This is a genomic window from Klebsiella terrigena, from assembly GCF_006539725.1.
GTDB classification, from domain to species: Bacteria; Pseudomonadota; Gammaproteobacteria; order Enterobacterales; family Enterobacteriaceae; genus Klebsiella; species Klebsiella terrigena.
Genome location: NZ_BJNO01000016.1, coordinates 84316 through 104786, shown reverse-complemented (window position 1 = coordinate 104786; position 20471 = coordinate 84316). Strand labels below are relative to the sequence as shown.

General features: G+C 60.8%; 20 protein-coding genes and 1 pseudogene. 18 read left to right on the top strand and 3 right to left on the bottom strand.

All coding sequences use genetic code 11. The features are described 5' to 3' along the window. Positions 1–50: 50 nt before the first annotated feature. Positions 51–1205, bottom strand: coding sequence for a methionine adenosyltransferase (gene metK / locus RTE01_RS17685; RefSeq protein ID WP_041147193.1), 1155 nt, complete (start codon positions 1203–1205; stop codon positions 51–53). Positions 1206–1669: 464 nt separating this feature from the next. Here metK and RTE01_RS26715 point away from each other — a divergent pair, with 464 nt between their 5' ends. The 4 genes from RTE01_RS26715 (at position 1670) to speB (ending at position 5148) form a co-directional block, all read left to right on the top strand. Continuing rightward, complete coding sequence (locus tag RTE01_RS26715; RefSeq protein WP_421672658.1) at positions 1670–1819, top strand: hypothetical protein; 150 nt, start codon at positions 1670–1672, stop codon at positions 1817–1819. 88 nt (positions 1820–1907) lie between these two features. Next, the gene (yqgB, locus tag RTE01_RS17680) at positions 1908–2039 is read left to right on the top strand and encodes an acid stress response protein YqgB (protein WP_115191897.1); all 132 of its coding nucleotides are present in this window, start codon (positions 1908–1910) and stop codon (positions 2037–2039) included. A gap of 8 nt (positions 2040–2047) precedes the next feature. After that, positions 2048–4024, top strand: a complete 1977-nt coding sequence (gene speA, locus RTE01_RS17675) for a biosynthetic arginine decarboxylase (RefSeq protein ID WP_071844984.1) — start codon at positions 2048–2050, stop codon at positions 4022–4024. A gap of 203 nt (positions 4025–4227) precedes the next feature. Then, positions 4228–5148, top strand: a complete 921-nt coding sequence (gene speB / locus RTE01_RS17670) for an agmatinase (protein WP_041147191.1) — start codon at positions 4228–4230, stop codon at positions 5146–5148. 3 nt (positions 5149–5151) lie between these two features. Here speB and RTE01_RS17665 read toward each other — a convergent pair whose 3' ends face one another. After that, complete coding sequence (locus tag RTE01_RS17665; protein ID WP_141335225.1) at positions 5152–6363, bottom strand: MFS transporter; 1212 nt, start codon at positions 6361–6363, stop codon at positions 5152–5154. 428 nt (positions 6364–6791) lie between these two features. Here RTE01_RS17665 and RTE01_RS17660 point away from each other — a divergent pair, with 428 nt between their 5' ends. The 14 genes and pseudogenes from RTE01_RS17660 to RTE01_RS17595 all read left to right on the top strand — a co-directional run bounded on the left by RTE01_RS17660 (position 6792) and on the right by RTE01_RS17595 (position 19509). Next, positions 6792–7115 carry a Rieske (2Fe-2S) protein gene (locus RTE01_RS17660; RefSeq protein WP_041147189.1) on the top strand — a complete coding sequence of 108 codons (324 nt, stop codon included), beginning with the start codon at positions 6792–6794 and terminating at the stop codon, positions 7113–7115. Continuing rightward, a complete protein-coding gene (locus RTE01_RS17655; protein WP_041147188.1) occupies positions 7112–7420 on the top strand; it encodes a recombinase-like helix-turn-helix domain-containing protein in 309 nt (102 codons plus the stop codon). Before RTE01_RS17660 ends, RTE01_RS17655 begins: the two co-directional genes overlap by 4 nt. A gap of 10 nt (positions 7421–7430) precedes the next feature. Further along, positions 7431–8453: pseudogene (locus tag RTE01_RS17650) on the top strand (Rieske 2Fe-2S domain-containing protein). Continuing rightward, complete coding sequence (locus RTE01_RS17645) at positions 8453–9202, top strand: SDR family oxidoreductase (protein WP_041147186.1); 750 nt, start codon at positions 8453–8455, stop codon at positions 9200–9202. Before RTE01_RS17650 ends, RTE01_RS17645 begins: the two are co-directional and overlap by 1 nt. Before the next feature lie 14 nt (positions 9203–9216). Further along, entirely contained in the window at positions 9217–10005 is a 789-nt protein-coding gene (locus RTE01_RS17640; protein ID WP_045857098.1) for an IclR family transcriptional regulator, read from the top strand. 88 nt (positions 10006–10093) lie between these two features. Next, a complete protein-coding gene (locus RTE01_RS17635; RefSeq protein WP_041147184.1) occupies positions 10094–11020 on the top strand; it encodes a VOC family protein in 927 nt (308 codons plus the stop codon). Then, positions 11017–12213 (top strand): NAD(P)/FAD-dependent oxidoreductase, encoded by a 1197-nt coding sequence (locus tag RTE01_RS17630; RefSeq protein WP_134528650.1) that lies wholly within the window; start codon positions 11017–11019, stop codon positions 12211–12213. The genes RTE01_RS17635 and RTE01_RS17630 overlap by 4 nt, the downstream gene beginning before the upstream one ends. 26 nt (positions 12214–12239) lie before the next feature. Beyond that, positions 12240–13496, top strand: coding sequence for an MFS transporter (locus RTE01_RS17625; protein ID WP_076946682.1), 1257 nt, complete (start codon positions 12240–12242; stop codon positions 13494–13496). Between the two features lie 10 nt (positions 13497–13506). Continuing rightward, a complete protein-coding gene (locus RTE01_RS17620) occupies positions 13507–14037 on the top strand; it encodes a cupin domain-containing protein (protein ID WP_123551960.1) in 531 nt (176 codons plus the stop codon). Positions 14038–14046: 9 nt separating this feature from the next. Next, entirely contained in the window at positions 14047–14817 is a 771-nt protein-coding gene (locus RTE01_RS17615) for an alpha/beta fold hydrolase (protein ID WP_134528647.1), read from the top strand. Further along, complete coding sequence (locus tag RTE01_RS17610) at positions 14801–15595, top strand: SDR family oxidoreductase (protein ID WP_134527738.1); 795 nt, start codon at positions 14801–14803, stop codon at positions 15593–15595. The genes RTE01_RS17615 and RTE01_RS17610 overlap by 17 nt, the downstream gene beginning before the upstream one ends. A 9-nt stretch (positions 15596–15604) precedes the next feature. Continuing rightward, positions 15605–16369: an aspartate dehydrogenase gene (locus RTE01_RS17605; RefSeq protein ID WP_076946685.1), complete on the top strand. Its 765-nt coding sequence runs from the start codon at positions 15605–15607 to the stop codon at positions 16367–16369. 15 nt (positions 16370–16384) lie between these two features. Then, a complete protein-coding gene (locus RTE01_RS17600) occupies positions 16385–17854 on the top strand; it encodes an aldehyde dehydrogenase (protein WP_141335222.1) in 1470 nt (489 codons plus the stop codon). A 14-nt stretch (positions 17855–17868) separates the two neighbouring features. Next, positions 17869–19509: a thiamine pyrophosphate-binding protein gene (locus RTE01_RS17595; protein WP_141335220.1), complete on the top strand. Its 1641-nt coding sequence runs from the start codon at positions 17869–17871 to the stop codon at positions 19507–19509. A 42-nt stretch (positions 19510–19551) separates the two neighbouring features. Here RTE01_RS17595 and loiP read toward each other — a convergent pair whose 3' ends face one another. Then, the gene (loiP, locus tag RTE01_RS17590) at positions 19552–20310 is read right to left on the bottom strand and encodes a metalloprotease LoiP (protein WP_041147175.1); all 759 of its coding nucleotides are present in this window, start codon (positions 20308–20310) and stop codon (positions 19552–19554) included. Positions 20311–20471: the final 161 nt, after the last annotated feature.

Genomic DNA, 20471 nt, shown 5'->3' with positions numbered 1-20471 from the left:
AAAGAAAAAGGCCAGCACGAGGCTGGCCTTTGAAACGGTAAAGCGTGCGGTTATTTCAGGCCGGCAGCTTCGCGCAGCAGAGCGGCTTTGTCGGTTTTTTCCCATGGGAAATGTTCGCGACCAAAGTGACCGTATGCCGCGGTTTCTTTGTAGATCGGGTGCAGCAGATCCAGCATCTGGATCAGGCCGTACGGACGCAGGTCGAAGAATTCGCGCACCAGCAGCGTCAGCTGCTCGGAAGCAATCTTCTCGGTGCCGAAGGTTTCCACCATGATAGAGGTCGGTTCAGCCACGCCGATTGCGTAGGAAACCTGAATCTCACAGCGATCGGCCAGGCCTGCAGCAACGATGTTCTTCGCCACATAGCGCGCTGCGTAAGCCGCGGAGCGGTCAACTTTAGACGGATCCTTACCGGAGAACGCGCCGCCGCCGTGACGAGCCATGCCGCCGTAGGTATCAACGATGATTTTACGCCCGGTCAGGCCGCAGTCGCCCATCGGGCCGCCGATCACAAAGCGGCCGGTTGGGTTGATAAAGAATTTGGTGGCGCTGCTCAGCCATTCGGTCGGCAGAACCGGCTTGATGATCTCTTCCATCACCGCTTCCTGCAGCGATTTCTGATCGATATCTTCCGCGTGCTGGGTCGACAGTACCACCGCGTCGATGCCGACGATTTTGCCGTCGTCATACTGGAAGGTCACCTGGCTCTTCGCATCCGGACGCAGCCACGGCAGCGTGCCGTTTTTACGCACTTCAGCCTGACGCTGCACCAGACGGTGAGCATAGGTGATCGGCGCCGGCATCAGCACGTCGGTCTCGTTAGTGGCATAGCCAAACATCAGGCCCTGGTCGCCCGCGCCCTGCTCCAGCGGATCGGCACGGTCAACGCCCTGGTTGATGTCCGGGGACTGCTTGCCGATTGCGCTCAGCACGGCGCAGGAGTTGGCATCAAAGCCCATATCGGAATGCACGTAGCCAATTTCACGAACCGTATTACGGGTGATCTCTTCGATATCAACCCATGCGCTGGTGGTGATTTCACCGCCAACCAAAACCATGCCGGTTTTGACGTAGGTTTCACACGCGACGCGGGCTTTCGGATCCTGTTCCAGGATCGCATCAAGCACGGCATCGGAGATTTGGTCAGCAATTTTGTCTGGATGCCCTTCTGATACGGACTCGGACGTAAAGAGGTGTTTTGCCATGTTTTATTTTACCTGTGGAGTATTCGTATAGCTCATACTGTTGTGTGGATTAGCTTTGGTGGATGATTCTACCAAAGCCTGCAGGTAGTGACACGAGCAGTCTGAGTGTTAATCAGTATAGACGGATTAACTTCTGGACGGCTATTTTAGGTCAAATCTTAATCCCATTTCCAGACTTTTTTTGATGCACATCGCATTTATGCGTCATAGCCGGTGGAAATTTTTCCTGCCAGATGCGGCAACGCGCATATTTTTATTTTGCATTTTAGCCTGCTTCTCGGTATAAAACGCCGCGCGCGGCTCATTATGACAGCGCACGAAGAGTACCTCGTGACGCCACTTCCAGCCGGGTTAAGCACTCTGTATTGACAGAATCCCGCAGCGGCCTTTGCGCCTGCTGCCAGGTATATAGCTTTGGCTTGTCGCTGGCCCGTTTCGGGGCAGTGTGGAGGTGATACCAGATAATGAACCCACGTTTTTCACCTGATTCGTCGCGTCGTTCCGTCGCGCGTCACTATCCCGCAATCTGCATCTCTTTCATGCACACCTGCCGATGTTCTACCCATCTCGGCGCTTCTCAGGATTCCAGGGCCGGAAGGTCGTCAGAAAACTGAACAAGGGCTCTCTTGCCGCTATCGCAAGGGTTTTCTCGTGGTTTCTCCGAACTGTCATACCAGGTTCGGGTACGTGTTTTATTATCATATGAAGAAGAAACCGGTCGCGCAGTCGCAGCGCCAGCACTATCTGCTGGGGTTTAGGACTGTTCATGGGTTGTTATCGCGTCTTTGGACTGCGATAGTAGTTAACTGTCTTACACTTATTATTAAAAATTGAGGTTCGCTATGTCTGACGACATGTCTATGGTTTCGCCTTCGTCAGCAGGCGAACACGGTGTACTACGTTCTATGCAGGAGGTGGCGATGAGCTCCCAGGAAGCTAGCAAAATGCTACGTACTTATAATATTGCCTGGTGGGGTAATAACTACTACGACGTCAACGAACTGGGCCATATCAGCGTTTGCCCGGATCCTGACGTACCGGAAGCGCGCGTCGATCTTGCCGAATTAGTTAAAGCGCGCGAAGCGCAGGGGCAGCGCCTGCCTGCACTGTTTTGCTTCCCGCAGATCCTGCAGCATCGCCTGCGCTCGATTAACGCCGCCTTCAAGCGCGCGCGCGAGTCCTACGGCTATAACGGCGACTATTTCCTGGTTTACCCGATTAAGGTTAACCAGCATCGTCGCGTGATTGAGTCGCTGATCCACTCCGGCGAGCCGCTGGGCCTGGAAGCCGGTTCAAAGGCCGAGCTGATGGCGGTGCTGGCGCACGCGGGCATGACCCGCAGCGTGATCGTCTGTAACGGCTATAAAGACCGTGAATATATCCGCCTGGCGCTGGTCGGCGAAAAGATGGGCCACAAGGTCTATCTGGTCATCGAAAAGATGTCGGAAATTGCCATCGTGCTGGAAGAAGCCGCGCGCCTGAACGTGGTGCCGCGTCTTGGCGTCCGCGCGCGTTTGGCCTCGCAGGGCTCCGGTAAATGGCAGTCCTCCGGCGGCGAGAAATCCAAGTTCGGCCTTGCGGCAACGCAGGTTCTGCAGCTGGTTGAAATTCTGCGCGCGGCAGGACATCTGGAAAGCCTGCAGCTGCTGCACTTCCACCTTGGCTCGCAGATGGCCAACATTCGCGATATCGCCACCGGCGTGCGCGAATCCTCGCGCTTTTACGTTGAGCTGCATAAGCTGGGCGTCAATATTCAGTGCTTTGACGTCGGCGGCGGCCTGGGCGTGGACTATGAGGGCACCCGTTCGCAGTCCGACTGTTCGGTGAACTACGGCCTCAACGAGTACGCTAACAACATTATCTGGGCGATCGGCGACGCCTGTGAAGAGAACGGTCTGCCGCACCCGACGGTGATTACCGAATCCGGGCGTGCGGTCACCGCGCACCATACCGTGCTGGTCTCCAATATTATCGGCGTTGAGCGTAACGAATACACCGAGGCGACCCCGCCTGCGGAAGATGCGGCGCGCCCGCTGCAGAGCATGTGGGAAACCTGGCAGGAGATGCACGAGACCGGCAACCGCCGCTCGCTGCGCGAATGGCTGCACGATAGCCAGATGGACCTGCACGATATTCACACCGGCTACTCTTCCGGCACCTTCAACCTGCAGGAGCGCGCGTGGGCGGAGCAGCTGTATCTGAACATGTGTCACGAAGTGCAGAAACAGCTCGACCCGAGCAACCGCGCGCACCGTCCAATCATTGACGAGCTGCAGGAGCGGATGGCGGATAAAATTTACGTCAACTTCTCGCTGTTCCAGTCGATGCCGGACGCGTGGGGTATCGATCAGCTGTTCCCGGTGATGCCGCTGGAAGGGCTGAACATGGTGCCTGAGCGTCGCGCGGTGCTGCTGGATATCACCTGCGACTCTGATGGCGCTATCGATCACTACGTCGATGGCGACGGGATCGCCACCACCATGCCGATGCCGGAATACGATCCTGATAACCCGCCGATGCTGGGCTTCTTTATGGTCGGCGCCTACCAGGAGATCCTCGGCAACATGCACAACCTGTTCGGTGATACCGAAGCGGTTGACGTGTTCGTCTTCCCTGACGGCAGCGTTGAAGTCGAGCTCTCCGACGAAGGGGATACCGTGGCCGATATGCTGCAGTACGTGCAGCTGGATCCGAACACGCTGCTAACCCAGTTCCGCGATCAGGTGAAAAACTCCGGTCTTGACGAGGCGCTGCAGCAGCAGTTCCTCGAAGAGTTCGAAGCGGGCCTGTACGGCTACACTTACCTGGAAGACGAGTAACATGCTGCGCGCCCTCTCTTATGAAGGAGGGGGCATCAGGTCACGCAAACGCGATACCGACTTGAACCCGCATGCATTAACGGCGATAATTCGCCCAACAAGCAGTCACCCTATTCAAACCCTTCCTCGTCGGGCCTAACGACGCGGAGGGGTTTTTTTATGTGCATTTTTAACACTATCGCCTGTAAAAAGAGGTCACACCCATGAGCACTTTAGGTCATCAATACGATAATTCCCTGGTCTCTAACGCGTTTGGTTTTTTGCGTCTGCCGCTGAACTTCCAGCCGTACGACAGCGACGCCGACTGGGTGATCACCGGCGTTCCTTTTGATGCGGCAACCTCCGGCCGCGCGGGCGGGCGTCACGGTCCTGCGGCGATCCGTCAGGTTTCCACCAACCTCGCCTGGGAAGGCAACCGCTTCCCGTGGAACTTCGACATGCGCGAGCGTCTGAACGTTGTCGACTGCGGCGACCTGGTTTACGCCTTCGGCGACGCGCGCGATATGAGCGAACGTTTGCAGGCCCACGCCGAGAAGCTGCTGGCGGCCGGGAAACGTATGCTCTCCTTCGGCGGCGATCACTTCGTCACTCTCCCGCTGCTGCGCGCGCACGCTAAGCATTTCGGTAAAATGGCGCTGGTGCATTTCGATGCCCATACCGACACCTACGCCAACGGCTGCGAGTTCGATCACGGCACCATGTTCTACACCGCGCCGAACGAAGGCCTGATCGACCCGAACCACTCGGTGCAGATCGGTATCCGCACTGAGTTCGACAAAGATAACGGCTTTACCGTACTGGATGCGGGCCAGGTTAACGATCGCACCGCTGAGGATGTTATTGCTCAGATCAAACAGATCGTTGGCGATATGCCGGTCTATCTGACCTTCGACATTGACTGCCTGGATCCGGCGTTTGCGCCGGGCACCGGTACGCCGGTGATCGGCGGGCTGACTTCGGATCGCGCGATCAAGCTGGTGCGCGGCCTGAAGGATCTGAACATCGTCGGGATGGACGTGGTGGAAGTGGCTCCGGCCTACGATCAGTCCGAGATCACCGCCCTGGCGGCGGCGACCCTGGCGCTGGAAATGCTCTATATCCAGGCGGCAAAAAAGGGCGAATAAGCCCTAAGCGCTCACTGCTGCTGCGCGACGCATGCGCAGCAGCAGCACGCCTCCGGCAAGCAGGGTAACGACCTGTGACGCCACCAGCACCGAAAATCCTGAACTGACCGACCCTACCGACTTCATCACCAGCCCCATCAGCAGCGGGATAAACGCCGCGCAGATATTGCCGATACCGTTAATGATGCCGTAGGCGCTGCCTACCGCCTCCTTTGCCGCGTGATGCTGCACCACCGCCGGTATCGCCGCTCCCTGAAGCCCCCAGAATATATTGGCCGACAGCATAAACAGCGCCAGCCACGCCGGCTGGTGGCTGAGCATCAGCGCCAGTATCGAGCAGGCCGTCAGAAGGCCGCCGCTTATAAACAGCAGCGGAGCCTGCTCGGGACGCATTTTATCGAGCAGCACGCCGCCAAGAAATTTAGAGCCGAGGCTGAGCAGAAAGGGGATCGCTGCCAGAATGCCGGTGGCCTGTAGCGAGAAGTGATGCTCATCGCGCAGCCACGCCGGCAGCCAGGCGCTGCTGCCCCACAGATAGCTGAGGGTGGCGATCTCGACCAGCAGGATCCAGCCGAGGAGCGGCGTGCGCCAGGCCAGCTGAAACGTCTGCTTAAAGCCGGCGCGAGACCTTTGCGCCGCCGCGGCCGGAGCCGGCAGGAAGCGCCAAATAAGCCCGCCGCCGAGTAGCAGGTTCAACGCGGCCAGGCTGTAGAAAGAGCCTTGCCACCCCTGATGCGCGATTAAAAAAGTGACCAGCGGGAAGCCCACCGCCAGCCCCAGCGAGACCCCGAGCGCGGTGACCGCGTTCGGTTTACCGATCTCGCCGGCGGCGAAGCTGTCGCTGATAAAGCGCGTTTTAAGTGAAAATAGCGGCCCCTCCGCAATACCTAAGATAACTCGGGCGATCAGCATCCCGAACAGCGATCCGAGCAGCGGAGAAACGGCGCACACCGCGGCCCAGATAGCGATACTGATTAATAGCCCCTGCCGATAGTGCAGTCGGTTTTCAATCACCGGCGTTAAGAGTAGTGCCGACAGTCCATAGCCCACAAGAAAGCAGGTCATCAGCATTCCTTGTAACATTCTGTTTTCATTTAGCTGAAAATGGGCCGCAAATTCGGGGTTAAGTATCATCACTGAGATATTTACCCGGTCAATATAAGAGATGATAATTAACAACAGTAGCGCGATTGTTCCCTGCCATCTTGCGGTCATGATTACTCTTTTCTCCCGGTCATTTATGAATCAAAGGCGCTATTTTTAAATAACGGTGATAGTCACGTATGTAAAATGATTCATAGGTGAAACTCGTTGTTTTAAAAGATAATAATTGAAAAGTGTTTCACCAGTGAAACTTGATGTTTAGCCGGATTTATCATTTTTAATGATTGTAGGGAAAAGAAGTCAATAGTCATTTTCGAAAAGTTAAGCGCCCGCTTAATTTATTTTGACGCTTCCTTTTAAATATCACAATTTCATATTACCGCAATTTTTCGTGATCGATTGCACACTTAGATAATTAAATCACGATCGGTTAACAAATCCTTCACATTGCCGCTTGACGAAAGATTGAACGCTTTTATATTGACCGTATTAAATAAGAAACAGAGTTTCATATATGAAACAAAGCCTGGAGGATCGTGATGAGCTGGATAGGCGTATGTGACGCAGAGCAGGTACAGGAAGATTTCCCTTATAGCGGCAATATCGACGGTAAAGAGATCGGCATTTATCTGATTGATGGCGAGTATTACGCGCTGGAGGACGTGTGTCCCCATGCCTACGCGCTGTTAAGCCAGGGCTTTGTGGAAGACGGCAAGGTTGAATGCCCGCTGCACGAAGCGGTATTCGATGTGAAAACCGGTCAGTGCCTGCACGGTCCGGGCGGTCGTAGCCTCAATCGTTACCCGGTGCGGGTATTCGACAATCAGATCCAGATTACTTTTATCGAGGAGAGCGTGGCATGAGCGAAACCCTGAACTTCAACCCGGCGCTGCCGGAAAGCCGCCAGTTTACGCCGCCCGCCGAGGGCGGTAACGGCAATATCCACAAGCCGGGCGACTACGCCAATCTTATCTGGCAGACCCGCAGCCGCGTTCCGGAAAACTGGGAGCTGCAGCTTATCGCCACCCTTGAAGGGCTGTTTGAGCAGGGCGCAGAGAGCCTGACGCAGCTGGTGGACGGGCTGAACGACCTGAGAATGCACGACCAGCAGGGCGAACCCTGGAGCGAGACCAGCTTCGAGGCTTTTTTGCAGGTAAACGGATACTGAGGACACAGCGATGACGACAACGGTACAAAACTATCTCGATAAAGGGTTACGCGGCCTGTGGTATCCGGTGCTGGCAAGCTGGGAGGTGCAGTCCGCGCCGGTGGGCATCACCCGTCTCGGCGAGCAGATTGTGGTCTGGCGTAATAAAGACGGCCAGCTGCAGGCGCTGGAAGACCGCTGCCCGCACCGCGGCGCGCGCCTGTCGATGGGCTGGAACCTCGGCGACCGCATCGCCTGCTGGTATCACGGCGTGGAAGTGGCGGGAAACGGCGAAGTGAAAGATGTCCCGGCGGTCGACAAGTGTCCGCTGGTGGGCCAGCAGTGCGTGCGCAGCTATAGCGTTCAGGAAGCGCACGGGGCGATCTTCTTATGGTTTGGCGCCACGGCGAACCAGCCGCCGGAGGAGCTGACCTTCCCGGAAGAGCTGGCTAACGGCGACAAATACAGCAACTTCCTCTGCACCGCCGCGTAGAAATGTAACTATCAGTACGCGCTGGAAAACGTCATGGACCCGATGCACGGCACCTATCTGCACTCCTCTTCGCACTCGATGGCGGAAGGCGAGCGTAAAGCGGACATGGTGCTGCAGCCGACCAAAACCGGCTTCATTTTTGAGAAGAAGGGGCAGAGCGGCGTCAACTTTGACTGGGTAGAGCTCGGCAACAGCGGCGCCTGCTGGATGCGCCTGTCGATCCCATATCAGAAACGCTTTGGGCCAGGAGGCCACTTCTTTATCGTCGGCATGGTGGTGCCGGAAGATAACGACAACTGTCGGGTCTTTTTCTGGCGTATCCGCGGCGTGCAGGGCTGGCAGCGCGATATGTGGCGCTTTATGTACCGCAACCGCCTGGAAAAACTGCACTGGGAAGTGCTCGAGCAGGATCGGGTGGTGCTGGAGAGCCTGGCGCCGAACGCCCGCGACCACGAATATCTCTATCAGCACGACGTCGGGCTGTCGCGCCTGCGCCGCATGATGCAAAAAGCGGCCAAAGAGCAGCTGGCGGCGCGTGAAGAACAGCAGGGTGCCGCCTGATGAACGGACTGCTGAACGGTAAACGCATCGTGGTGACCGGCGCCGCGCGCGGGCTGGGCTATCACTTTGCCAAAGCCTGTGCGGAGCAGGGCGCGAAGGTGGTGATGTGCGACATCCTCGAGGGCGAACTGGCCGAGCGCGCGCATGGGCTCAGTGAACAAGGTTTTGCCATTGAGTCTCAGGCTATCGATCTCGCCGATCCGCACTCAATCGCGCAGGCGTTTAGCGCGATTGGCGAACGAGGTCCCATTGACGGACTGGTGAATAACGCCGCGATGGCCACCGGCGTCGGCGGCAAAAATATGATCGATTACGATCCGGATCTGTGGGATCGGGTGATGTCGGTTAACGTCAAAGGCACCTGGCTGGTGACCCGGGCGGCGGTACCGCTGCTGCGAGAAGGCAGCGGGATCGTTAACGTGGCGTCGGACACCGCGCTGTGGGGCGCGCCGCGCCTGATGGCCTACGTCGCCAGCAAAGGCGCGGTGATCGCCATGACTCGTTCAATGGCGCGCGAGCTCGGGGAGAAGCGCATCCGCATTAACGCGATCGCCCCAGGGCTGACCCGCGTGGAGGCCACCGAGTACGTTCCGGCTGAACGTCATCAGCTGTATGAGAACGGCCGGGCCCTGAGCGGCGCCCAGCAGCCGGAAGATGTTACCGGCAGCGTGGTGTGGCTGCTCAGCGAGCTGTCGCGGTTTATCACCGGGCAGCTGATCCCGGTCAACGGCGGATTTGTTTTTAACTAAAGAGGCGAGGCGGTATGGCAAACGAGCGGGAAGTGAAGTACCTGGTGCCGGGCCTGGAGCGGGGGCTGGAGCTGCTGCTGGCGTTTGGCGAGCAGCATCGCGATTTGACCTTCGCCGAGCTGCATCGGCTGGTGGATATGCCGAAAGCGACCGCCTATCGCGTGGTGCAAACGCTGGAATATATGGGCTTTCTCGAGCGCAATCCGCGCACCAATACCTTTTCGCTCGGGATGAACGTCCTGCGTCTTGGCTTTGAATATATCGCCTCGCTGGATGTGGCGCAGGTCGGTCAGCCGGTGATTGAGCAGCTGCGCGATACCAGCCAGTGCAGCAGCCACCTGGCGATCCGCGACGGGCGGGACATTATCTACATCGCCCGCGTCAGCGCCGCCGGCTCGCGCATTAATCAGGTCAGCATCGGCACCCGCCTGCCGGTCCACTGCACTTCGCTTGGCCGCATGCTGCTGACCGATGTCTCCCGCCGCGAGTTCGAACTGCTGTTCCCTGACGAGCGGCTGCCGGGCAATACGCCGGGGCAAATTCACGACCGCGAAGCGCTGTGGCAGATGGTACAGCAGGATAAGGCGCGGGGCTTTGTGATCGGCGAGTCCTTCTACCGTCACGGCATCTCCTCCATCGTTTACCCGGTCTACGATCGCAGCGGACGGGTGGCGGCGGTGGTGAGTATCCTGGTGCCGTCGGATGAGATCCCGCAGGCCGACCGCGAGCGGCTGCAAAACGATGTCAGCATGGCGGCGGACAAAATTTCAGGCTTCCTCGGGCATTTAGCTCAGGCTATTTAAATCAATACGTTAACTGCAGGCGCTTGGGTGCGTCGGGCATGTTTTACGCCCAAATCCGGGCGACAGAACGGTAAAGAGGCAACGAACGATGAGTGTAACCGGAATTGAAAAGCTGGAGTTTGGCGTCGACGACCTGACCCATAGCGCCAAATTTATGCGTGATTTTGGCCTGACGAGCGATGCCGACGGCCGGCGTTTTACCACCCTGAGCGGCGCTCAGGTGCTGCTGAACCCGATCAACAGCCCGGATCTGCCGCCCGCCTTTGAGGCGGGTAATACCCTGCGCCGGATGACCTGGGGCGTAGCGGACCGGGCGGCGCTGGAGGCGCTGCGGCCGAAGCTGGCGCAGCAGCCGGCCTTTCGCGAAGTGGACGGCGCCCTCGAGTGCCAGGATCCGAACGGCATGACGCTGCGGGTTCAGGTGAGCCAGCAGACGCCGGTTGAGCTGGACGTCGAGCCGATAAACCAGTGGGGCGACGTGCGGCGGATCGATACGCCGAGCCCGGTTTACGAGCGTGCCCAGCCGATCAACATCGGCCACGTGGTGTTCTTCGTTGAGGAGCTGGCGGCGGTAGAGAGCTTCTACCGCGAGGTGCTGGGTTTCCAGGTGTCCGATCGCTATATCAACCGCGCGGTGTTCCTGCGCTGCGGCGTGCGCGGCGGCCATCACAATCTCTTCTTATTACAGCTGCCGACCCGCAAGCGCGGTCTTAACCACGTCGCCTTTACGGTGCGCGATATTCACGAAGTGATCGGCGGTGGGATCGCGATGAACAAAAGCCAGTGGAGCACCTTTATCGGCCCCGGCCGCCACCCGGTCTCTTCGGCCTACTTCTGGTACGTCAACAGCCCGACCGGCGGCGCGTTTGAGTACTACACCAACGACGACTATCTGACGGAAAACTGGCAGCCGCGCGAGCTGGAGCACTCCCTGGTTTCCTTTACCGAGTGGGCGGTGGAGGGCGGAATCGACCACGACACCCGCCGCCAGCAGAAAAAGCCGGAGGCGGTATGACGGTGCGGATAGTGATTATCGGCGGCGGCCAGGCCGGCGGCTGGGCGGCAAAAACGCTGCGTGATGAAGGCTTTGACGGCGAGATTTGCATTATTGCCGAGGAGGAGTGGGATTTTTACGAGCGCCCGCCGCTGTCGAAGGCGGCGCTGCTGGAGGCCGAACCGGCGCTGCCGCGTCTGTTTAGCGCAGAAGCGCAGCAGGCGCTGAACCTGAAGTGGTACCGCCCGCAGCGCGCGGAGGCCATCGATCGTGAAGCGAGAACCGTGCGCCTGAGCGGCGGTGAGCGGCTGGCCTACGACCGCCTGCTGATCGCTACCGGCGGCCGCGCCCGCCTGCCCGGCGAGGCCTGGGCGCAGCATCCCCAGGTCTACACCCTGCGCCACTGGCAGGATGCCCGGCGCCTGAAGGCGCGCCTGGCGGTCAGCACCCGGCTGGCGATTGTCGGCGGCGGCTGGATTGGCCTCGAGATTGCCGCCTCGGCGCGTAAAAGCGGTGTCGAGGTCACGCTCTACGAACAGCAGCCGGCGCTGTGCATGCGCTCGGTGAGCGGCGAGGTATCGCAGGAGCTGGAATGGCTGCACCGCGAGCAGGGGGTCAACGTCCGCACGGGGTGCGGCGCGCTGGGCCTCGAAGATAGCGACGGCCTGCCGGTGATCCGCTGCGACGGCCGGCGTCAGACCTTCGACGCGGTGGTGGTGGGGATCGGCGTCGAGCTTAATCTGGAGCTGGCGCAGGAGGCGGGCCTGCCCGTCGATCGCGGGATCGTGGTTGATGCCCAGGGGCGAACCGCCGATCCGGCTATTTTCGCCGCCGGCGATGTCGCCCGCCATCACCAGTACGGATTGTGCATTCAGTCGTGGGCCTTTGCCCAGAATCAGGCGGTAGCGACGGCGAAGGCGATGCTCGATCCGCAGGCCGAGGGCTACGACGAAGCGCCGTGGCTGTGGTCGGATCAATACGCGCACAACATTCAGATCCTCGGGATCCCCCAGCCGGGAACCCGGACGCTGGTTCGCCGCGATCCCAAAGGGCCACTCTTTTTCTCGCTCGATAGCGACGGCCGGCTCAGCCAGCTGGTGGCGTTTAACGATGCGCGTACCGTCAAGCTGGCGAAGCGCTGGATGGCGGCGGGGAGGGATCTTTCCGCGGTGCCGCTCGACGATCTGACCTTTTCGCTGATGTCATTGCGATAACACTCGCGCACCCGTAAGGGGGAGAGATGACCACATTAGAGACAAACACCGCGCCCTCCGTGGCGAGCGGTGAGGGCGTCCACGCGCCTGAAAAAGCGGTTCGCTGGGCTATTCCGCTGTCGTTACTGGCCTGCGTGCTGCTGGCGTTCTTCGACAAAATCAGCATTGCGGCGCTGTTTTCTGATAGCCATTTTCAGCAGGCGATGGGCATCGATTTTGATACCACGCGCCTCGGCATCCTGATGAGCGCTTTTTTACTGAGCTACGGTTTCTCCTCGGTTCTGCTCAGCGGGCTGGGCGACCGCATCGCGCCGCTGCGCCTGCTCACCGGCATGATGGTGGTGTGGTGCGTATTGATGGTGATGATGGGATTCACCCACAGCTACAGCGCCATGATCGTGCTGCGCGTGCTGCTCGGCATCGCCGAGGGGCCGCTGTTTCCGCTGGCCTTCGCTATCGTGCGCCACACCTTCCCGCAGCGTCTGCAGGCGCGCGCCACCATGCTGTGGCTGCTCGGGACGCCGGTCGGCGCGGCCATCGGCTTCCCGCTCTCCATCTGGCTGCTCAGCACCTTCGGCTGGCAAAGCACCTTCTTTGTGATGGCGATGCTGACGGCGCCGGTGCTGATTTTTGTCCGTATCGGCCTGCGCGGGATCCAGCTGGAGGGCAAAACGTCCGCGGCCGCCAGCTCGCAGGAAGAGCGGCGTAGCGCGCGCCGGGAGCTGTTTGTCAGCCCGCACTTTTGGATGATCTGCGTCTTTAATATCGCCTTCCTGGCCTATCTGTGGGGCATCAACGGCTGGCTTCCCGGCTACCTGATTAAGGGCAAGGGTATCCACCTGGAGCACGCCGGCTGGCTGTCGTCGATGCCGTTTATCGCCATGCTGCTTGGCGAAATCATCGGGGCGTGGCTTTCCGACCGGGTCGATAAACGCGCGGCTGCCTGCTTTATCTCGCTGGCCGGCGCGGCGGTGGGCCTGGCGGCGGTGATGCACTTCACCAGCCCGCTGACGGTTATCGCGGCGATGAGCTTTAGCACCTTCATGTGGGGAACCGGCGCCCCCAATATTTTTGCGCTGCTGGCGAAGGCGACCCATCCCCGGGTCAGCGCCACGGCGGGCGGGATTTTCAACGGGTTGGGAAACTTTGCCGGCGCCCTGTCGCCGGCGGTGATGGGCGCGCTGATCGCCTTCACCCACAGCATGGATTCCGGACTGATCTTTCTGGCGGTGATGGCGGTCGTAGGCTGTCTCCTGTTGCTGCCGCTGCTAAGACGTTACTGAGGAGAAGACGATGACAGATTCAAGCGTAACTGCAAAACAGGGCCTCAAGCCTGAGCACCTGACGATGGAAGAGTGGATTGAGTCGCGGATCGCGCGCTTTGAAGGACGCAAATATGACTGGAATGCGCTGAAGTTCCAGGCCGATTTCGACCCGAAATACCGCCGCGCCCAGATGCGCTACATCGGCACCGGCGCCACCGGCGTCGCCAACGATACCAATACCGTGGCGGCGGAGAACTTCACCTTCTCGACCATGGTGCTGCCGGCGAAGTGCGAAGGGCCGCTGCACCTGCACGATGACGTCGAAGAGGTGTTTTTCATGCTCAAGGGGCAGATAACCCTGATGGTTCAGGACGGCGATAGCTATACCGAAACCGTGCTGCGCGAGCGTGACCTGATCTCCGTCCCGGCGGGGATCTATCGCGGGCTGTTTAACCACGGCGAAGAGGAAGCGCTGATGTGCGTGATGCTCGGCACCCGCAAGCCGAACATCCCGACCTATCCGCAAGATCATCCCCTGTCGAAAGTGAAGCGGGGTTAAGGAGACATGATGACGGGTTTTCGTGAACAGGGGAGCGGCACACCGCTGGTGCTGCTGCACGGCATCAGCTCCGGCGCGGCCTCCTGGCATAAGCAGATGGCGCTGTCCGGCTACCGCGTGCTGGCCTGGGATATGCCCGGTTATGGCGAAAGCCCGATGCTCTCGGCCGAGCGTGCGGATGCCGGCGACTATGCCGAGGCGCTGGCGCGGCTGCTCGACCACGCCGGCGTTGAGCAGGCGGTGCTGGTGGGCCACTCGCTCGGCGCGCTGGTGGCCAGCGCCTTTGCGGCAAAGTATCCCGGGCGCGTTCTGCGCCTGGTGCTGGCCGATGCCGCTCAGGGCTACGGCCGGGCGGAAGCCGCGCAGCGTGAAAAAATCTGGCAGGGTCGGCAGCAGCAGATGGCCGCCGGCGGCGAAGCGATGGCGCAGGGCCGGGCGGCGAAGCTGCTGCACCCCTGTAGCGATGAGGCTAACGTTGCCGTCGTTGCCGCCGGGATGCGCAGGCTGCGCGCCGAGGGCTACCTGGCCGCGGCGTGGATGCTGGCCCATGACGATATTCACCGCTGGCTTGGCGATTTTGGCGGCCGCTTTGAGGCGTGGTGCGGCGAGCAGGACGCCGTTACCCAGCCGGAGCTGGTGCACGGCCTGGCGCTGCGCTACCGCATGCCGTACGTCGGCATCCCGCGAGCGGGGCACGCCAGCTATCTCGATAACGACACATTTTTCAATCAACAGCTTTTACGGGTAGGGGAAGAGGTGCGCGATGAATGCACAAATTGAGGGGCGCGTAGCGGTGGTCACCGGCGGGTCGTCAGGGATTGGCTTTGAAACGCTGCGCCTGCTGCTGGGGGAGGGGGCGAAGGTCGCCTTCTGCGGCCGTAATCCGGACCGGCTCGCCAGCGCCCATGCGGCGCTGCAAAACGAATATCCGGGAGCGGACGTCTTCTCTTACCGCTGCGACGTGCTGAAAGAATACGAGGTGCAGGGCTTTGCCGACGCGGTAGCGGCCCGCTTTGGCGGTGCCGACATGCTGATTAATAACGCCGGGCAGGGGTACGTGGCGCACTTCGCCGATACGCCGCGGGAGGCGTGGCTGCACGAGGCGGAGCTTAAGCTGTTCGGGGTGATTAACCCGGTGAAAGCCTTTCAGGCGCAGCTCGAGCGCTCGGATATCGCCTCGATCACCTGCGTGAACTCGCTGCTGGCGCTGCAGCCGGAGGAGCACATGATCGCCACCTCCGCAGCGCGCGCGGCGCTGCTCAACATGACCCTGACGCTGTCGAAGGACCTGGTTACCAAAGGCATTCGCGTGAACTCCATTCTGCTCGGCATGGTGGAGTCCGGACAGTGGCAGCGGCGCTTCGAGAACCGCACGGACAAGAGTCAGAGCTGGCCCGCGTGGACGGCGGATATCGCCCGCAAGCGCGGGATCCCGATGGCGCGCCTCGGCAGGCCGCAGGAACCGGCGCAGGCGCTGCTGTTCCTCGCCTCGCCGCTGGCGTCGTTTACCACCGGCGCGGCGCTGGATGTCTCCGGCGGCTTTTGCCGTCATCTGTAAGGAGTTGAGATGAAAAAGATCATGCTCATCGGCTATGGCGCGATGGCGCAGGCGGTGATTGAACGGCTGCCGCCGCAGGTCGCCCTTGGCTGGGTGGTGGCGCGCGAGGCGCACCACGCGGCGATCCGCCAGCGCTTCGGCGATGCGGTAGCGGTACTGGACGATCCGCAGTCCTGCGCGGAAACCCCGGATCTGGTGCTGGAGTGCGCCAGCCAGCAGGCGGTGGCGCAGTTTGGTGAAGCCATTCTCAGGCGCGGCTGGCATCTGGCGGTGATCTCTACCGGCGCGCTGGCGGATAGCGAACTGGAAAAGCGCCTCAACGGCGCCGGAGGCCGGCTAACTCTGCTTTCCGGCGCGGTGGCCGGTATCGACGGACTGGCGGCTGCGAAAGAGGGCGGTCTTGAGCAGGTGACCTACCGGTCGCGCAAAAGCCCGGCCAGCTGGCGCGGCAGCTATGCGGAAATGCTCATCGACCTCAACGCGGTCACTGAAGCAAAAATCTTTTTTGAAGGCAGCGCGCGCGAAGCGGCTCGCCTGTTTCCGGCGAACGCCAACGTTGCGGCAACCGTGGCGCTGGGCGGCATCGGGATGGACGATACCCGGGTACAGCTGATGGTCGATCCGCTGACCCGGCGCAATACCCACACCCTGCACGTACAGGGCGCGTTTGGCGAGTTCCATCTGGAGCTCAGCGGATTACCGCTCGCCAGCAACCCAAAAACTTCCACCCTGGCGGCACTGAGCGCGGTTCGCGCCTGCCGCGAACTGGCATAGCGCAAAGAGGCGGCGATGGATGAGTTAAAGATTTTTATCGGCGGTCGCTGGCGCCACGGCGGCGGCAACCTGATGCACAGCCAGTTTCCGGCCGACGGCACGGTCAACGCCACGCTGCATGCGGCAAGCCTTGAGGATCTGCATGAGGCGATCGCGCTGGCCGAAAGCGCCTGGCGCCAGCCGGCGTGGCGCAGCATGCTGCCCCATCTGCGGGCAAAGATCCTGCATAAAGCGGCGGATATTATCGAATCCCGCCTTGATGAACTGGCGCGGATGCAGAGCCGCGACAACGGTAAGCCGCTGGCGGAGGCGCGAGGCCTGGTGATGAGCGCCGCGGGCAGCGCCCGCTACTTTGCCGCCGCCTGCGAGCTGCTGGAGGGCGAACTGCCGACCCCGCGTCAGGCGGATCTGCTGACGCTCAGCCGCTACGAGCCGCTGGGCGTGGTGGCGGCGATTACGCCGTGGAACTCGCCGATCGCCAGCGAGATGCAAAAAGTGGCCCCGGCGATCGCCGCCGGTAACGCGGTGATCCTCAAGCCGGCGGAAGCCACGCCGCTGATGGCGCTGGAGCTGGCGCGGATCTTCGAACAGGCCGGCCTGCCGGCGGGCCTGCTCAGCGTCCTGCCGGGGAAAGGATCGGTGATTGGCGACGCGCTGGCCCGCCACCCTCTGGTGCGCAAAATTTCGTTTACCGGCGGCACCAGCACCGGACGTCATCTGGCGCACGTGGCGGCGGAAAAGCTGATCCCGGCGTCGCTGGAGCTTGGCGGCAAATCGCCGACTATCGTGCTGGAAGATGCCGATGTTGAGCAGGCGGCGCGCGGCATCTGCTACGGCATCTTTAGCTCCGGCGGCCAGGCCTGCATCGCCGGCTCGCGGCTGTTTGTGCATGAAAAAGTCTATCCGCAGCTGATGGCGCGCCTGCTGGAGCTGACCCGCGGGCTCAGAATCGGCCATCCGTTTAGCGCGGACACCCACGTCGGACCGCTGATTAATGAAAAGCACCGCGACAGCGTGCTGGAGTACGTCGAGCTGGCTAAACGCGAAGGCGGCCGGGTGCTGTGCGGCGGCGAGATCCCGGCGGATCCGGCGCTGGCGGCAGGCAGCTATTTTCAACCGACGATCGTTGAGGGGCTGACCAACGCGGCCCGCGCCTGCCGGGAGGAGATCTTCGGTCCGGTGCTGGTGGCGATGAGCTTCAGCGATGAAGACGCGCTGATCCAGCAGGCCAATGATTCGGTTTACGGCCTGGCGGCCGGGATCTGGACGCGAGACAGCGGACGCGCTCTGCGCTTAAGCGATCGCCTGGAAGTCGGAACGGTGTGGATCAACACCTACAAGGTTTTCTCCATTTCGACCCCATTTGGGGGCTTTAAAGAGAGCGGCCTGGGCCGCGAAAAAGGGATTCAGGGGCTAAAGGCCTGGATGCAACAAAAAAGCATTTATCTGGCGACGGGTAATAGCGTCAACCACTGGTGCGACTAAGAAAAGGGTGTGCAATGAGCGAAATGATAACCGTCGGCGAAGCCATCGCCAGAACGCTGGAGCAGTACAACGTTGAGGCTATTTACGGCGTCATCTCTATTCACAACCTGCCGATCGCCGATGCGGTAGGCCAGCGTGGAAATATCCGCTTTGTTCCGGCGCGCGGTGAGGCCGGATCGGTCACCATGGCCGACGCCCACGGGCGCTTTTCCGGACTGGGCGTGGCGTTGACCAGCACCGGCGCGGGGGCCGGCAACGCGGTAGGGGCGCTGGTGGAGGCGATGAACGCCTGTACGCCGCTGCTGCACCTCACCGGTCAGGTGGAGAAGACCTGGCTCGATGCCGACACCGGCTTTATTCACGAAACCCGCGACCAGCTGACCTTCCTGAAGGCCAGCTCGAAGCGCGCGTACCGCATCAGCAACGCCAGCCAGGCGCTGGCTATTCTGCATAAGGCGATTCAGGAGGCGCAAACGCCGCCGTGCGGGCCGGTATCGGTTGAGATCCCGATTGATATTCAGGGCGCGAAAATCCCGGCCTCGCTGGTGACCGCCGCGCTGAAAGCGGCCCCGGCGGCGGACGCCGATAGCGCCGTTGTCGATGCGCTGTGGGCGCAGCTGCGACAGGCGAAACGACCGCTGCTGTGGCTGGGCGGCGGGGCTATCGGCAGCGCGGCGGCGGTGAAAAAGCTGGCCGATGCCGGGATGACGGTGATCTCCAGCACCCACGGCCGCGGCGTGCTGCCGGACGCGCACCGCGCCAGCCTGCGCGCGTTCCATAATTCGCCGTCCGTTGAAGCGCTGATGGCGCAGTGCGATTTTACCCTGGTGGCGGGCTCGCGCCTGCGCAGCAACGAAACCCGCTCCTGGACCCTCGAACTGCCGTCGCCAAGGGTGCAGATTGATATCGACCCGGCAGCGGCCAGCCGTAACTATCTGATGGATAACACGCTGATTGCCGACTGTGCCAGCCTGCTGGCGGCGCTGGCGGAAAAAACGCAGGGGCGTGAATGGGGCAATGAGCAGTGGGACGCGCAGGTCAAAGAGGCGGTCGCGCTGGCGGATAGCGGGCTGCGCGAGCAGTGCGGCGCCTACGCACAGCTGAACGACGCCATCGCGCAGGCGCTGCCTGACGACGGGATCCTGGTGCGCGATATCACCGTTTCCGGCAGCCTGTGGGGGAGCCGTCTGTTCCGCGCCCACGGCCCGTTAATGAACATTCACTCGCTGGCCGGGGCCATTGGCATGGGCCTGCCGATGGCGATCGGCACGGCGATTGCTAACCCGCAGCGGAAGGTGGTCGGCCTCGTCGGCGACGGCGGGCTGAGCCTGAATCTGGGGGAGCTGGCGACGCTGGCGCAGGAAAAGGCTAACGTCACGCTGATTGTCATGAACGATGGCGGCTACGGCGTGATGCGCGGGATTCAGGATAAGTATTTCGGCGGGCGTCAGTATTACAACGAGCTGCATACTCCGGATTTCACGCTGCTGGCGCAGGCCATCGGCCTGCAGGCGTGGAGCGTTGAGCGGGCGGAGGATTTCCAGTCGGTGATGACCGAAGCGCTGGCGATGCCGGGGCCGTCGGTGGTGGAGGTCAAAATGGGGCAGATTGGCGCGCTGCGTTTTGCCGGGCCGCCGCAGAAAACGCTGTATTAAGCCGTTTTCCCCTCTCTGGCGTTGCAGAGAGGGGAGCCGGGATTATTTAATGCCGTCGGCCTTCATGCGATCGCGGATGTGCTGAGCGCGCTCCTGCGATGCCGGGTGATCGTCAAACATTGAGCTCTGACGCCCGGCTTCCAGCTTGGCCAGCTTCTCGAAGCTGGTGGCCAGTCCCGACGGATTAATTCCGCGCTTACGCAGCAGATCGTAGGAGTAGTCGTCCGCTTCGGACTCCTGGCGCTGGGAGAACTGCGAGTTCACCAGCTTTTCGCCCAGATCGCCCAACTGAGACTGGGAGAGGCTGCCGACGATACCGCCCGCAGACGCGGCGGCGGCGCGAACGGCGTTGGTGCCGAGCGCCACCTGCATACCTTTTTTCACGTGACCCAGCGCAACGTGGCCCATTTCGTGGCCGATAACCGCTTCCACTTCGTTATCGTTCATGATGTCCATCAGGCCGCTGTATACGCGGATGCAGCCGTTGGCCATCGCAAACGCGTTAACGTCTTTGGTTTCATACACTTTGTAGTTAACCGGCTGGCCGTTGATATTGTCCCCCAGCGCGGCGGCGATTTTATTCAGACGCTTGCTGTATTCGCTGCCGGCGGGCGAAATAGTTGCCTTGCTATCCATCTCTTTACAGGCCTGGTCGCTGAGCGCTTTGACCTGCGCGTCGCTCAGAGAGTAGGCCTGGAAAGCTTCGGCGCCGGAGCTGAGGAGGGCGTTGGAGTCCATGTTCTGACATCCGGTGAGCGTTGCTGCGATCCCAAGGGCAAGAATAGTTGAGCGAATTTTCATTTTTTATCTTCCACAATCTTACGATTTTTTGTCTGAAAAAGGCGACGGTAAGCATGTCGCATCCTGCACAAATTATAAAGAGTATTGCGCGTTACGGGCGAGAGGATTCCGGGGCAGCACAACGTGTTCCGGAGATTTCTTAAACCACAAAAGGATGCTCC